The following is a 14,370-nucleotide window of genomic DNA, read 5'->3' as shown; positions in this document are numbered from 1 at the left end:
CGCGTCCCGCAGGTGTTCAGCGTGGCGCCGCCGCGTCAGCCGCCTCGGCCCGCAGGCACTCGATCAAATCCCGCATCCGCGGCGACAAATCCAGGCTGTGGTGCCGCACGATGCCCAGCGGGCCGAATACGGGAGGCAGCTCGATATCCAGAACGGCAACGCCGCCGCTGCCGGCCGGGTGGCGTGCGACGCAACGGGGCAGCAGCGACAGCAGGTCGCTATTGGCCATCAGCATCATATTGTTCAGGGCCGAGGCCGATTCGATGCGCGACGGCGGGTACTGGCCGTGACGCTGCAGCAGCATGTCCAGGCCGATGCGCGCCGGGCTGCCGCGCGGCGGCATGATCCACGGATAGGCCGCCAGTTGCGCCCAGGAGACCTGGGCCACGTCCGCCAGCGGATGTCCGCTGCGCGCGCATACGCACATCGGCTCTTCGTACAGCACTTGCGTCAGGGTATCGGGCGTGCGCACGGCGGCGCCCATGCGCGCCACCAGCAGGTCCAGCTTGCGGGTGTGCAGGTCTGGCATCAGCGCTTCCAGTGAACCCTCGCGCACCAGCACATTGACATTGGCCGCCTGTTGCTCGAAACGCAGCAGCGCGCGCGGCACCAGGTAGGCCGCCGCCGCCGAGTTGACGCCGACATGGATGGTTTCCGCGTCGAGGCCGGGCGCGGCGGACCATTCGCCGCTCATGCGTTCCAGGTCACCCAGCACCCAGCGGGCGTGACGGATCAGGGAGTCGCCATGGGGCGTGGGGAAGGTGCCCTTCGGGGTCCGGTCGAACAGCCGGGCGCCCAGCATGTCCTCCAGTTCCGCGAGCATGCGCGACACCGCAGGCTGGGTGGTGGCCATGCGTTGCGCCGCCACGCCGACGTTGTGGACTTCGTCCAGCAATAGCATGAGTTGCAGGTGGCGCAGGCGCAGCCGGCCACGCAGATACCAGTCTTGCTGCAGGGGAGCGACGGTGTCGGGAGGGTTCATCTCTACATATCAACTCTGATATGGAAAGTGAAAAATATATCATTGGACTGGAATGATGGGCTGGCAGATGATGATTGCCAGCGAGCCGCCCGCGAATGAGGCGAGCCGCGGGATGGAGACAATCATGCTGAAACTTGTGCGCGGCGCCCTGGCCGCCCTGAGTCTGGCCGTACCTCTGGCCGTTCCCCAGGCGGCCGTCGCGGCTTATCCGGACCGCCCCGTCACGCTGGTCGTGCCCTCGGTGCCCGGCGGCGCGGCCGATGTGGTCGGGCGTCTGGTCGCTGCGGAAATGTCCAAACAATGGAACGTTCCGGTCATCGTGGAAAACCGCGCCGGTGGCGCCGGCGTCATCGGTTCCCAGGCGGTGGCACGCGCCAAGCCCGACGGCTACACGCTGCTGCTGGGGCCGGACGCCTCGTTCACGGCGGTGCCTTACCTGATGCAGGACGTGCCGTATCGTGCCGAGGACTTCGCGCCCGTCGCGACGCTGGCGACCCTGCAGTACGTGTTGGTGGCGGCGCCCACGGCGCCGTTCAAGTCCTTGCGTGAACTGCTGGAGCAGGCGCGCGCCCGGCCCGACTCCATTACCTACGCCAGCGGCGGTCCGGGTTCCACCCATCATCTGGCGATGGCGTTGTTCGAGCATGCCGCTGGCATCTCGCTCAAGCACGTGCCGTACAAGGCCGCGCCCCAGGGCTTTGTCGGCGTGATGGGCAGCCAGGTCGACCTGATGTTCATCGTCGCCAGCACGGCCGTGCCGCAGATCAAGGCCGGCAAGGTGCAGGGGCTGGCCAACGCGGGAGCCGCGCCCATCGCGGGCGCGCCCGACCTGCCGATGGTGAAGGACGCAGTGAAGGACTTCACGTTCTACAGCTGGTTCGGCCTGTTCGCGCCGGCGCAGACGCCCGCTCCGGTGCTGGCCGATTTGCAGCGCGCCGTCGCCGCTGTCCTGAAGAGTCCCGAGGTCCGGGACAAGATGCAGGCCCAGGGCATGATCGTGGGCGACCAGGACGGGCTGGGCTTGAGCGAACGCATCGCCCATGACATCCGTGTGCTCGCGCCCGTGCTTTCCGACATCAAGACCGCCACCAGCAAGCAGCAATGAAACGCCCCAACATTCTTCTCATCACGACCGACCAGCATCGCGGCGACTGCCTGGGCTTTGCGGGACGCCGGGTCAAGACGCCGCACATTGATCTGCTGGCGCGCACTGGCACGCATTTCGCGGCCTGCATCACGCCCAACGTCGTCTGCCAGCCTTCGCGCGCCTCCATGCTGACCGGCCTGCTGCCGCTGACGCATGGCGTCTGCGACAACGGCATAGACCTGGACCTGCGTACCGGCGAGGCGGGCTTTGCCGGCAGCCTGGCCGCTGCCGGCTACGACACGGGCTTCATCGGCAAGGCGCATTTCTCCACGCACCACACCTTCCAGGCCACGGGACGGCCCGAATGCCAGTACAGCGAGGCTGGCATGGGACCGGGCTGGGCGGGGCCCTACATGGGCTTCAAGCATGTGGAGCTGGTGGTGGAAGGCCACAACTATTGGCTGCCCACGCCTTTGCCCGGCGGCCTGAATCATTCGCGCTGGCACTACGGCGACGGGTTGGGCGAACTGCGCAACCAGCTGTATGAGACCGACCTGGGCCCGGCCAGCGGCGCGCCGCAGACCTTCCATTCCGCTTTGCCGGCGGCCTGGCACAACTCCGCCTGGATCGGCGATCGCACCATCGATTATTTGCGCGAGCATCGCAATCAGCCGTTCTGCCTGTGGGCATCGTTTCCCGATCCCCATCACCCTTTTGATTGCCCCGAGCCCTGGTCGCGCCTGCATCATCCCGACGAGGTCGATCTGCCGCGCCATCGCGTCACCGACTACGATCGCCGGCCCTGGTGGCACAGGGCCAGCATGGAAAGCAAGCCCATGGGCAATGCCGAAGTGCAGGCGGTACGGCAGAATTTTTCGCGCATGCCGACCCAATCAGACGAGGCGCTGCGCCGGATCATCGCCAACTACTACGGCATGATCTCGCTGGTGGACCATCAGGTGGGGCGCATCATGAAGGCGCTGAGCGAGTATGGGCTGGATCAGGACACCATCGTCATCTTCACCTCGGATCATGGCGAATGGCTGGGCGACCACGGGCTGATGCTCAAGGGTCCCATGCCGTATGAAGGCCTGCTGCGCGTGGCCATGGTGGCCAGCGGCCCCGGCATCGCGGCCGGGAGAAAGGTGGAAGACCCGGTTTCCACGCTGGACCTTGCTGCGACCTTCTGCGACTACGCCGGCGCATCGGCCCTGGGGCCGCAACACGGCCGCAGCTTGCGTCCGTTGCTGGAAGGCGGGTATGCCACCCGCGAGTTCGCCTTGAGCGAATGGGACGTGGCGGCATCACGCTGCGGCGTGGAGCTGAAGCTGCGCACGGTGCGCACGCGCGACTGGAAGCTGACCGTCGAACTGGGCAGCGGCGCGGGCGAGATGTATTGCCTGGCCGAAGATCCGGACGAGATGGACAATCTCTTCGACGATCCGGGTCATGCCGCGAAACGGCGGGAACTGGCCGCCATGCTCGCAACCCGGCCTGCGGACCAGTTGCCGGCGCGCGTGCCGGCATCGGGTATCGCTTGAACCTGCGGCGCAAACCGGACGGTCAAGCCTGTTCGGTGGTCGGCTGGCCAGCAGGCTTGGCCAGGGCGCTTTTCACCGCGGCGAGCACGTCGTCGCAGATGAGCGCCACCGCGTCCGCCGACCCGCGCACGCCTGGCTGGTTCAGGCGGGTATCGAGCTGAGCGCACTGTTCGGCCAGCGCGGGCAGGCGGAAAATGGCCAGCATGCCACGCAAGGCGTGCAGTTCGCCGCGCAGGCTGCCGCTGTCTTCGTCGATGGCAGCGCGTTTGATGGTGTCCAGGGACTGCGCGCAAGATTGCTCCAGCGTGCGCAGCAGCGCCGGGGGGAAGGCGCGCCCGCCGGTCAAGGCTTGCGGACCGTTATCGGCCGCAGCCGGTGCTTGTTGGGGGCCGCGGCCGGCTTGCCCGCATACGTCCAGCAAGGCGTGTTCGAGTTCGGCCAGCGGCAAAGGTTTGGTCAGCACCCGCGCGATGCCGGCTTCATTGCAGCGCTGCCGCTCGTGTTTCGTCACGCAGGCCGTGGCGGCGATGACGGGCATGTCCGGCCGCATGGATCGGGCCTGTCGGGCCAGCGCGTAGCCGTCTACGCCGGGCATCGCGAGATCGGTGACCAGCACGTCATAGCGGTGCGCTGCCAGCAGTGCGCAAGCCTGCGCACCTCCCTCCGCCAGATCGACTTCGCAGCCCAGCAGCTTGAACTGTTCTTCGAACAGGCCGCGGTTGGCGGCGTTGTCTTCGGCCACCAGCACCCGCAACGAGCGGGTCGAATGCCGCGGCGCGGGCGCGGGGGCCGCGGTGGACAGGGGCGCGTCCTGCAGCACATGCCGCAAGGCCGAGGCCAGGCCATGCAATCCGTACATCGAAACGCTGAGCTTGCGTCCCGTGTCCTGCGGCGTGGCGGGTCCAAGCATGCCGCAATCGATCACCCATGAAGATTGGTCCAGCAACCTGTCTTCGTCCTCCGGCTGCCAGTCCGTCTTGTCGCCCCAGATGATGAGGACCGTCGCTTCGTCCAGCGTGTCCTCGTCCAGTTCGGATGGATGGCGGCGGGCGTTGACGCGCAGTCCCCAGGTTCGCAGGACGGCTTCCAGGCCGTGACGGCAGTTGTCGCGCGCGGCCAGCAGCAACACCTGCTCGCCGGCGAACCATGGCCTGTCGGCCTCGGCGTTTTCGATGCCCAGCGGCAAGGAGAACGCGAACAGGCTGCCGCTTCCAGGTTCGCTGCGCACGGACAGGGAGCCGCCCATTGCCTCGACCAACCGGCAACACAGGGTCAGCCCCAGGCCCGTGCCGCCATAGCGCCGGCCTATGGTCGCGTCGGCCTGGCTGAAAGCGCGAAAGACACTCCGAGTCTGTTCTTCCGTCATGCCCATGCCGGTGTCCTCCACCTCGACGGCGATGCGGGCCGCGTCGGTGCGGGTACGCAGCACCACCTTGCCGTGGTCGGTGAATTTGATGGCATTGGAGAGCAGGTTGTGGATCACTTGTCCCAGCCGGGTGGCATCCCCTCGCATGGGCTGCCTGAGCGCAGCGCCCAGATCGCCGAGCAAGGCCAGTCCTTTGGCCTGGGCCTGGGGCGCGAACATGGATAGGGCGTGCGAGGCGACTTCGAGCAGGTCGAACTCCGTCTGCTCCAGACTCAGTTCGCCGGCCTCGATCTTGGAGAAGTCCAGCACGTCGCTGATCGTGGCCAGCAGCAGTCCCGACGACACCCGCACGGTTTCGAGATGATTGCGCTGGATTGGCGCCAGGCGCGAGCGCGAGAGCAGCTCAAGGTGTCCCAGGATGGCGTGCAGCGGCGTGCGTATTTCATGGCTCATCGCCGCCAGGAAGGCCGACTTGGCGGCATTGCCGCGGTCCGCGGCGGCCTTGGCTTCACGCAGGCGGTGGGCCAGCTGATATTTTTCGGTGACGTCGATGAACGCAGCCACGACCACGTTAGATCCGCGGTAGCGCGCGCCTGCCATGCTGACCGACAAGGTGACGGGAGTGCCATCGCAGGCAACGAACGAGAGGTCTTCCTCCACCACATCCGTATCGCGCCTGCCTGCGGCCGTGCCGGCGCGCCGCCGATAACGATTGGCCAGCTCTGCCGAAAGGCTGAATTTTCCCACGCCCACGCGCGCGGTCATCTTCTCCATGGCCGGGCTGTGCAACAGCGGACTGCCGCTGGCAGCGTCGATCAGACCCAGGCCCACGGGAGCCGTCTCGATGAGCGTGCGGTTGAGATGCTCGCTCTCCAGCGCCAGCCTGGAACGGTTCATTAAGGGCCGGACCACGCGCAGCTCGAAGTAGAGCAGCAGCGCCCATATCAACGCCAGCGTGGTTGCGGTCATGGTCGCGGGCGTGGTCAGCTGTGCGCTGATGGCATTGACGATGCTGCTCCAGTCCAGCGTGAAGACCAGCACCCAGCCCGTCGGGCCCAATCCTTCTGAAATCGAGAACTGGCCAGAGCGCGTTCTTTCCTGGCGCGTTCCGGCAGGGATATCGGCGAGGTCGGCGGCCGGAGCGGTTTCCTGCGCGTCGCCGGCACTGCCGCCCGGCGACGCAGCGATGAGTTGGCCGCTGGCGGACATGATGGCGAAGTCGCCCGCCTGCCGGTTTGCCGCCTGCGAGGCGCCGGGTTGCAGGGGGGAGTACTCCGTCACCAGCACGGCGACCGGCACGCCCTTGTCCAGTATGGTTCCACCGATGCGGAAGACCTGCTTGCCCGTGATCGGATTAGCGACGGGAGGGATCCAGCGCAAGGAGCGCCATGTGTCGGTGCCGGCATCGGTCGCGATCAGCATGCGCCGGCTGACTTCGCCGGTCAGCAGGGCGAGGTAGCGGTCGCGGTCCGCCAGGATCCTCTGGCGGACCGCTGCTTCGGGGGCAGGGACCAGGCCGGCGATGCTGCCATTGACCCCAAAGAAGAACGAGGCCAGCGAGTTGTCATGGGCCGCGGGCCCGCCTGAGGGAACGCGTCCGATCTGCTCGGCCAGATTGAAGAACTTTCCTGTCGCAGCGTTCGTCACCCGGCCGCCGCCCGAACCCAATATCCATTGAGAGCGGGAATCCTCGTCGGCCTCCACCAGCAGTTCTTCGCCCCGGCTGCGGTACTTTGCGATCTGGGCCGCGTCAAAGGGCGCCGCTTCCCGCCACATCAGCTCCGCGCTTGCCAGGCTGATCCGGAAGGCGTTCTCGCGCGTATAGATTTCCTTCATGAGCACGGCGTGTTCGGCCACGAACGATTGGCGCACGTACTCCAGATATTTTTCGGCGGTGGTCTTGGCTTCCAGGGCGAAGGTCAGCAGCACCGCGACCGTGATCAGCACGCCGCCGCCCAGGCTCTGCCAGCGCTGATAGCGGCGAAAGCGCGTCACGGTGTCGAGCCGCGAGGGGCTCAGGCGGTGGCGTAGTCGAATCAAGGCGCGGGAGGATGGGTGTCAGGCGGCGCCGGCATGCCGTCTCGGATAGGCGGGCGCTGCGGGTTTCTGGGGGCGGGCGCAGCTACTTGAACATTATTCCGGCCCGTTTGGCGCAAAGGCTTGCCAGCGGCTTTGACATGGATCAAGCGGCTGCCACTCGGGTCTGGTCGCGTCCAGCGTGTCGACATTGAACAAGGGGCAAGCACTGGTGCCGCTGGAGGCTCAGGCCGCTTTCTCGCCCTTCACGTCGGGTGGCGTCATATCGGCCATCGGCAGGGCGGCGCAGCCGTACCGGACCAGGTCCGCGTCGCGTTCGATGCCCAGCTTCCTCATCGCGCTGCGCTTCTGTGAGCTGACCGTCTGCACGCTGCGGCTGGAAAGACGCGATATCTCGGTGATGGTGGCGCCCGCGCAAAACAGACGGATGATCTCTGCCTCTCGCCGCGTCAACCGCGGCTGTTGCGGCGAGAGGGATTCGCGGATGATCATGTCCTTCACCGTCGGCGAATAGTAGGTCCGGCCGCGGCTCATCGCGTGTATCGCTTCGGCGATATGGCGCGTTGAATCTGCCTTGCTGAGGATGCACAGGTTCTTTTCGGCCAGCAGCGCCCGCAGCAGCGTGGGATGCTCGACCATGGTGAGCACGGCCACTCGCAGCGCCGGGAAGCGCCGCCGCAAAAATCCGATGAGCCCCAGCCCGTCGCCGTGCTTGCCGCCCGGCATCGCGTAGTCCGAGACCACCGCGTCGCACGGTTGAGTTTCAAGCAGGGCCACCAGGTCCGTGGAGTTCCTGGCGCAGCCGATCACTTCGATGGCCGGATCTCGCGCGAGCTCGTGGCTCACGCCCAGGGACACGATGGGATGGTCGTCGGCAATGATGACGCGGATGCGGCCGTGTGACATGTTTCTTTCCCCGTTCATCCAGAGCCTGCTGCGGAACTGCCGTGCGTCCATGGCGATTGCCGCCAAGTTTCGCAAGCAGGCGTTTGAAACGCTGTATGTGCGCGGCTGCTGTGGCGATGCCGCGTGCCGCCATATTACCGACGGCGTTCTCGCCAAAGAATAGGAGGAGTACTAAAGTGCGGCGCTCGTCGCAGCCGCCGCCACCCCCAACTCCGCGGCAGGCGACTGCCGAATCGTAGTAGTACGACTCCGATTTCGTAGTCTTCCCACAGTTCCGCTCCCGTCCGCTCCGTATTCTGCCGGCAGGACGAGAATCGCCCGGCTTGGCAGGAGCGGCAGCCGGCCCGGGGGCAAACGCTTCCCGTGAAAAAAGGCAGAGAGCAGGGGGCGGGAGATGACAGGGGAGAACGCGCGCCATCGGATGGCTGCGCTGGCCGCCGGGCTGGTCATGGCGTTGTGTGCGGACGTCTCGCGGGCGCAGATCCCGGATGCGGGGCGCGCCATGCGCGACCTGCAATCGGTCTTGCCCGCCATGCCCCCGGGTGGCACGGCTCCGGAGGTGCAATTGCCCGAACCGCAGCCGCCCGCAGCCGCGTCCGGCGAAGCGGCCACAGGCCCCGCCGTCAAGGTGCTCGAGTTCCGCTTCGAAGGCAACCGCGCCGTTGACGACGCGACGCTGCGGGCGCTGCTGGCCGATCTGGCGGGCACGGCGCTGACGTTTCCGGACTTGCGCCTGGCCGCTGATCGCGTCACCGCTTACTACCATGATCGGGGCTATGTGCTGGCGCGCGCCTACCTGCCGCCGCAAGACATCGATGCGGGCGTCCTGCGCATCGCCGTGCTGGAGGGCAGCTATGGCGAGATCGGTCTGCGGAACCGCTCGCGGATCCGCGATGCTGTGCTGGAACAGCCGCTCTCCGCCCTGCATCCGGGGGATGCAGTGCAGGCCCGTGAGCTGGAGCGCGCGCTGCTGTTGCTCAGCGAGCTGCCCGGCGTGGCGGTGAAGGGAACGCTGCGGCCCGGCGTCGAAACCGGCACCACCAGCCTGCTGGTGGATGCCGAAGCGGGACCGCTCGTCTTCGGCAGCGTGGACGCGGACAATTTCGGCGGCTACTACACCGGCGAATACCGGCTGAGCGGAAGCATCGGCGTCAACAACCCCCTGCGCCTGGGCGACCAGCTCAATCTGCGACTGTTGGGGAGCGATGGCGGTCAGCGCTACTACAACGCCGGCTATCAGCTTCCCCTTGGCTCCTGGTCCACGCGCGTCGGCATTGGCATGTCCAGCATGCGGTACGAACTCGGCAGGCGTTTCGAACCCCTGGGTGCGCACGGCCGCGCCGACGTGTCGACCGTGTTCATCCAGCAGCCCTTGGTGCGCACGCGCCGCGCCAGCTTGCGCCTGCAATTGCAGCACGAGCGCAAGCGTCTGGTCGACAGCATGGATCTCTTCGACGTAAGCAGCAGCAAGCGTATCGGGCTATGGACCGTGGCCCTGGCTGGCAGCAGCGAGGACGGATGGCTCGGCGGCGGAAGGACCATCTTGCAGCTGTCGCATGGCCGCGGCCGACTGCGCCTGGGCGATTCGCAAGCCGAGCGCGAGGACCGTCTGACCGTGCGCACTGCAGGCTGGTTCGCCAAGACCAATCTTTCGGCCAGCCGACTGCAGCAGCTTGGGGACCACCTGCAGCTTTATGCGCGGCTGGACGCGCAATGGGCGTCGAAGAACCTGGACAGTTCCGAGAAATTCAGCCTGGGCGGACCCTATGGCGTACGCGCCTATCCGCTGGGCGCGGCCAGCGGCGACGAGGGCTGGCTGGCCGGCGTCGAACTGCGCTACCAACTGGCTCCCGGGTGGCAGGCGAGCGCCTTTGCGGACCGCGGCAGCGTGCGCCTGAGCAAACAGCGCTGGACGCGGGGAGGCAACCGCAACGACCTGAGTGCGGCGGGATTCGGCATCACGCAGTACGGCGCCAACCATCAGGTGAACCTGAGCATCGCCTGGCCGATGGGCCGGCGGCTACCCGCGACGGAAGCGGACCGCGAGCCCCGCTTGTGGTTCCAGGCGTCGCGCTACTTCTGACGCAGGCGCATCACGCGCGCAGTTTTCTCAACCGGCGCAGTCTGCCGTGGCGGCGGATGCGCCATTCTCGCGAGGCAATCATGAACAAGACATATGCATTGGTATGGAACGAGGCCAGACAAAGTTGGAGCGTGGCGCGCGAGTCGGCGCGCCGCCATGGAAAATGCGGCGGCGGCAGGCGCGGCCGCGTTGCCGCGCTGGCCCTGATCGGACTGGCGAGCCTGTCTTGCGCGCATGCTGCACCGACGGGAGGGACGATCGCAGCCGGCAATGGCATAGGCGATATCCACACCACGCTGGACCAGAAACAGGTGTCGATCAATCAGCACACGCAAAAGCTGATCATCGATTGGAACAGCTTCAGTATCGGCGCGGACGAACGTGTCGCCTTCAACCAGCCTGGCGTCGGATCCATCGCGCTGAACCGGGTGAACGGCCTGTCGCCAAGTTCGATCCTGGGACGCATGGACGCAAATGGCCAGGTTTTCCTCGTCAACCCCAACGGCATCGTCTTCGGCAGGGGCGCGGAGGTCAACGTAGGCGGACTGGTAGCGTCGACCAAGCAGCTTTCCGACGCCGATTTCAACGCGGGCAACTATCGCTTCGCCGGGCCATCGGAGGCCTCCGTATTGAACCAGGGCGTGATTGCCGCGCGCGACCGCGGCAGCGTCGCGCTGCTGGGCGCCAAGGTCAGCAATCAGGGTGTGATCCAGGCGCGGCTGGGGCGGATCGCGCTGGCAGCCGGCGCAGAGTTCACTGTGAACTTCGACGGCAACGGCTTGCTCGATTTGCGGATGGATGGCGCCGCGCTGTCCGCCCTGGCCGAGAATGGCGGCATGCTGAGCGCCGACGGCGGGCAGGTCCTGATGACGGCCAGCGCCGTGGGAGCGGCCTTGCGCACGGTGGTCAACAGCCAGGGCATCATCGAAGCGAAGACGCTGCAGGGTCAAGGCGGCAAGATTACGTTGGACGGCGGCGGCGCCGGTGTGGTGGTGGCTGCGGGCAAGCTGAATGCCAGCGCGCTTGCCTCGCCAGGCAACGGCGGCGAGGTGGAGATGCGGGGGCAGCAGGTGGCCGTGCGGCTTGGCACTGAGGTCGACACGCGGGCCTTGAACGGCGATAGCGGCACCTGGCGCATCGCGTCGGCAGGGGTGACGGTGGGCGAAAACGCCACCGCGGCAAACGTCACGGTGCACGCGGACACCGTCGCCAGCAATCTCGCGGCCACCAACATCGTGCTGGAAGGCGCTGCGGGCGACGTCGCGCTCAATGGCCCGATCGCGTGGCACAGCGGCAACACGCTCGGCTTGGTTGCGGCGGGTGATATCGCGGTCAACGCAGACCTGGCCGCAACCGGCCAGAACGCCGCCATTGCCCTGTCCGCCGGCGGAGAAATCGCGCTTAACGGCAAGACTGCCATTACCGGCATCAATGGCGCCTTGTCCTTGCAGGCGCCCGGAGGCCATATTCTGGGCGAAGGGGCGGTGATCACGCTGTCCGGCGCAGGCGCATCGTTCAGCGCGCATGGCCAGCGTTACGCGGTGATCCAGAACCTTGCCCAGCTGCAGGACATCGACCGCAACCTGAGCGGCCTGTACGTGCTGGGCAACAACCTGAGCGGACGCGGCTCGATCCAGGCCATAGGCGGTCCGCAGGGCATCTTTTCAGGCGTCTTCGATGGTCTGGGCAATACGCTCAGCGGCTATTCGGTCAGCGGCGCCGGTCCCAACGTGGGCTTGTTCGCCGCCTCGTCCGGCAGCATCAGCAATGTCAACCTGGCGTCGATGGCTGTCAATGCGCCTGCCACCGGCGCGGCATCCATGTCGGTGGGCGCGCTGGTGGGCCGCAACTCGGGCCAGATCGTCAACGTATCCACGTCCGGGATGCACGTGAAGGGCAGTTCGTATCACCGTAACGTGGTGGGCGGCCTGGTGGGCACCAACGCCGGCGGCAGTATCGACCGCGCCACCGTCGCCGGCAGCGTATATGCAGGTTCGCGCACGATCGCCATAGGCGGGCTGGCAGGTGAAAACCTGAATTCCGCGACGAGCCGCGGCGTCATTACGCGCAGCGTCTCGCGCAATGTCGTATCGGGAGCGATGCAGCGCGATGAGCTGGGCGGCATGGGCGGTCTGGTTGGCGTGAACCGCGGCCTGATCGCGGACGCCGCCAGCCACGCCGGCACGCAAGCCACGGGAGCTGGCCACAATGTGGGCGGGCTGGTGGGCAGCAATCTGGGCGGCGACATCGAACGCTCGCTTGCGACCGGACGGGTGCAGAACGGCAGCGATGCATACACCGGCGGCCTGGTGGGGTTGAATAGCGGAGCCATTTCAGGCTCGGCCGCCGAAGGTGGCGTCAGTGCCGAGGGCGGCGGCTCCACCGGCGGCTTCGCAGGGCGCAACAGCGACGGCGGCTTGCTGCTGGACGTCAAGGCCGCAGGCGATGTGACGGCCGCCTATGGCGTCAATGTGGGCGGCCTGGTCGGCGCCAACGATGGACGCATCGATACGGCGGAGGCGGGTGGCGAGGTCAAGGCCGGCTACAACCGGAATGGAGGCCGGGCGGGCGGTCTGGCCGGCTATAACAGCGGCACGATAGAAGCCTCGGTCGCCCGCGGCAAGGTTGCTGGCGGACACTATGGGTACAGCGGGGGACTGGTCGGCTACAACACCGGCACGCTGGGCACGGTCAACGCCAGCGGCAACGTGACAGCGGGGCAGGGCAGTGCGGTCGGGGGGCTGGTCGGCGCCAATCAGGGCCTGATCGTTTCGGCGATGGCCAATGGCAATGTCTACGGCGGCGTCAACAGCCGTGCCGGTGGCGTGGTGGGAGAGAACGGCGACATGGGAGAGGTCCGGCAGTCCTCTTCCTCGGGCGAAGTGGGTGGCGCGAGCCGCGCCCTGCTGGGGGGCATTGCTGGGTTGAACCAGGGCGAAATCTCCTATTCCAGCGCGAGCGGCAAGGTGAATTTCGTGAACTCCCTTCAGCATACCTACGGCGGCCTGGCCGGCGCGAACTACGGCGTGCTGCGCGCCAACAGCACGTTGGGGCTGGCATCCCTGGTGCCGCCGGTGGGCTTGAACTACGGGATTGTCGAGCGTTGATCGACAGTGCATGAACAGGGCCATGGACGCGCGCGTCCGTGGCCCTGTTGGCATGAGGCGGCCTGGCCTCAGGGAAACTCGAAGGTGAACTCCGCGCTGCCATCGGCGATGCCGGCCTTGACCGCTCCGTCGACCGGCGCCGTGCGGAGATAGCGGGCTCGCAGCATCAGCACGGCCTGGTCGCCGACGCGCTGCATGTCATACGCGGCGCCGAAGCGGACCGGGACTTTGCCGGTATCGTTGATCATGGCAATGCCTATGCCCTCGGCGGCTTCGGAGCCGGGCTTCAGGTTCAGCACATGGGGATCGGTGTTGGGGCCGTACTTGTCGGCAAAAGTAATGGTCGGCTTGGCCGAGGCGCTGCATTGGGTGAGCACGATGGAAAATTCCTTGGCTGGCGAGGTGGCTCCCGGTGTATCGAAGAGCGAGAGGGGCAGGTCTCCCAGCGAGACTGGGATCGTCCGGTAGGCGCCGACCTCGCATTTGTTGGGGACGATTACCCCCGTGCCACCGCCAATGCCGATGACGCCGGTGCCCTGATAGGAAAACGGCAGACTGCCGCAGACGCCGGTAATGCCCGGTGTCCAGACGGGAAAGTTCTGGATGGCCTCGCCGTAGCCCACCGCGCCCTGCTGGTAGTTGACGGCATAGAGCATCAGCGTGATGTTGGGGTCCACGCCGGTCACTTTCAGTTCACCGCTGGGCAGGTTGGCCGCGGCGTCGGTCAGTACCAGGCGCTGGATGTACTCGGTGACGGTGGAGTTTTTCTGCGACGCGGACCCGGCGGTGTCGTAGTACACGGGACGCTTGTCCATGACCACGGGCAGCGCGCCGGGTTTGATCCGTCTTTCGATGCCGTCCGCGCCCATGACGGATACCTGCAGCCCGATGCCGGGTACGTTTGTCTGCGCCGTGCCGTCGGCGGCCACGCCTGCGTTGGGACCCCACTGCGCCGCCGCAACCAATTCGTGGAGGACGCCTGCGCCCACGCCCGAGCCAAGCTGGAAATTGTTGAAAAGCCCGGCGCCCCGCTCGAACAGCACATCGCCAATCTGCGAGGAACTGGTCAGCGGCGAGACTTCACGCCAGGGGCCGCCGGCCTGGTTCGACTGGCTGCAGTGGATGGCAGGGCGGTTCATGACCAGTTCGCCGCGAACCGGGGCGCACGGCAATGCCATCGCGGCGGCCAGCAGGAGGAGGGCGGCCCGTGCAGGCTTGTCGATCGCATGGGTGCGTGCGGGGATAGGGAGCTTGCTCATCA

9 protein-coding genes are annotated in these 14,370 nt (G+C 66.8%); 5 read left to right on the top strand and 4 right to left on the bottom strand.

Features of this window, described 5'->3' with window-relative positions:
• Nucleotides 1–16: 16 nt before the first annotated feature.
• Nucleotides 17–982 (bottom strand): LysR family transcriptional regulator, encoded by a 966-nt coding sequence (locus IB268_RS20950; protein ID WP_192330232.1) that lies wholly within the window; start codon nucleotides 980–982, stop codon nucleotides 17–19.
• 124 nt (nucleotides 983–1,106) lie between these two features.
• Between IB268_RS20950 and IB268_RS20945 the strand changes: the two genes are divergently transcribed.
• Nucleotides 1,107–2,087, top strand: coding sequence for a tripartite tricarboxylate transporter substrate binding protein (locus tag IB268_RS20945; protein ID WP_192330230.1), 981 nt, complete (start codon nucleotides 1,107–1,109; stop codon nucleotides 2,085–2,087).
• Nucleotides 2,084–3,610 (top strand): sulfatase-like hydrolase/transferase, encoded by a 1,527-nt coding sequence (locus IB268_RS20940; RefSeq protein WP_192354762.1) that lies wholly within the window; start codon nucleotides 2,084–2,086, stop codon nucleotides 3,608–3,610. The genes IB268_RS20945 and IB268_RS20940 overlap by 4 nt, the downstream gene beginning before the upstream one ends.
• Before the next feature lie 22 nt (nucleotides 3,611–3,632).
• Here IB268_RS20940 and IB268_RS20935 read toward each other — a convergent pair whose 3' ends face one another.
• Both IB268_RS20935 and IB268_RS20930 read right to left on the bottom strand, forming a co-directional pair.
• A complete protein-coding gene (locus tag IB268_RS20935) occupies nucleotides 3,633–7,016 on the bottom strand; it encodes an ATP-binding protein (RefSeq protein WP_192354761.1) in 3,384 nt (1,127 codons plus the stop codon).
• A 222-nt stretch (nucleotides 7,017–7,238) separates the two neighbouring features.
• The gene (locus tag IB268_RS20930; protein WP_192354760.1) at nucleotides 7,239–7,919 is read right to left on the bottom strand and encodes a response regulator; all 681 of its coding nucleotides are present in this window, start codon (nucleotides 7,917–7,919) and stop codon (nucleotides 7,239–7,241) included.
• Here IB268_RS20930 and IB268_RS20925 point away from each other — a divergent pair.
• The 3 genes from IB268_RS20925 to IB268_RS20915 all read left to right on the top strand — a co-directional run bounded on the left by IB268_RS20925 (nucleotide 7,918) and on the right by IB268_RS20915 (nucleotide 13,109).
• Nucleotides 7,918–8,082, top strand: a complete 165-nt coding sequence (locus tag IB268_RS20925; protein ID WP_192330226.1) for a hypothetical protein — start codon at nucleotides 7,918–7,920, stop codon at nucleotides 8,080–8,082. The two genes, IB268_RS20930 and IB268_RS20925, sit on opposite strands and share 2 nt — an antisense overlap.
• 231 nt (nucleotides 8,083–8,313) lie before the next feature.
• Nucleotides 8,314–10,002, top strand: a complete 1,689-nt coding sequence (locus tag IB268_RS20920) for a ShlB/FhaC/HecB family hemolysin secretion/activation protein (protein WP_192354759.1) — start codon at nucleotides 8,314–8,316, stop codon at nucleotides 10,000–10,002.
• A gap of 80 nt (nucleotides 10,003–10,082) precedes the next feature.
• Complete coding sequence (locus IB268_RS20915; protein WP_192354758.1) at nucleotides 10,083–13,109, top strand: filamentous hemagglutinin N-terminal domain-containing protein; 3,027 nt, start codon at nucleotides 10,083–10,085, stop codon at nucleotides 13,107–13,109.
• 68 nt (nucleotides 13,110–13,177) lie between these two features.
• Here IB268_RS20915 and IB268_RS20910 read toward each other — a convergent pair whose 3' ends face one another.
• Complete coding sequence (locus IB268_RS20910; RefSeq protein WP_192354757.1) at nucleotides 13,178–14,368, bottom strand: fimbrial protein; 1,191 nt, start codon at nucleotides 14,366–14,368, stop codon at nucleotides 13,178–13,180.
• Nucleotides 14,369–14,370 lie beyond the last annotated feature (2 nt).

The organism is Achromobacter sp. ACM01, assembly GCF_014851745.1.
Classification (GTDB): domain Bacteria; phylum Pseudomonadota; class Gammaproteobacteria; order Burkholderiales; family Burkholderiaceae_B; genus Achromobacter; species Achromobacter aegrifaciens.
The sequence above is the reverse complement of the archived record's forward strand: the minus strand, read 5'-3'. Positions and strand labels throughout refer to the sequence as shown.

Bases quoted from the DNA above. Each gene is read 5' to 3' on its own strand.
- IB268_RS20950 (WP_192330232.1), bottom strand. From the start codon at position 982: ATGAACCCTCCCGACACCGTCGCTCCCCTGCAGCAAGACTGGTATCTG.
- IB268_RS20945 (WP_192330230.1), top strand. From the start codon at position 1,107: ATGCTGAAACTTGTGCGCGGCGCCCTGGCCGCCCTGAGTCTGGCCGTA.
- IB268_RS20940 (WP_192354762.1), top strand. From the start codon at position 2,084: ATGAAACGCCCCAACATTCTTCTCATCACGACCGACCAGCATCGCGGC.
- IB268_RS20925 (WP_192330226.1), top strand. From the start codon at position 7,918: ATGTTTCTTTCCCCGTTCATCCAGAGCCTGCTGCGGAACTGCCGTGCG.
- IB268_RS20930 (WP_192354760.1), bottom strand. From the start codon at position 7,919: ATGTCACACGGCCGCATCCGCGTCATCATTGCCGACGACCATCCCATC.
- IB268_RS20920 (WP_192354759.1), top strand. From the start codon at position 8,314: ATGACAGGGGAGAACGCGCGCCATCGGATGGCTGCGCTGGCCGCCGGG.
- IB268_RS20915 (WP_192354758.1), top strand. From the start codon at position 10,083: ATGAACAAGACATATGCATTGGTATGGAACGAGGCCAGACAAAGTTGG.
- IB268_RS20910 (WP_192354757.1), bottom strand. From the start codon at position 14,368: ATGAGCAAGCTCCCTATCCCCGCACGCACCCATGCGATCGACAAGCCT.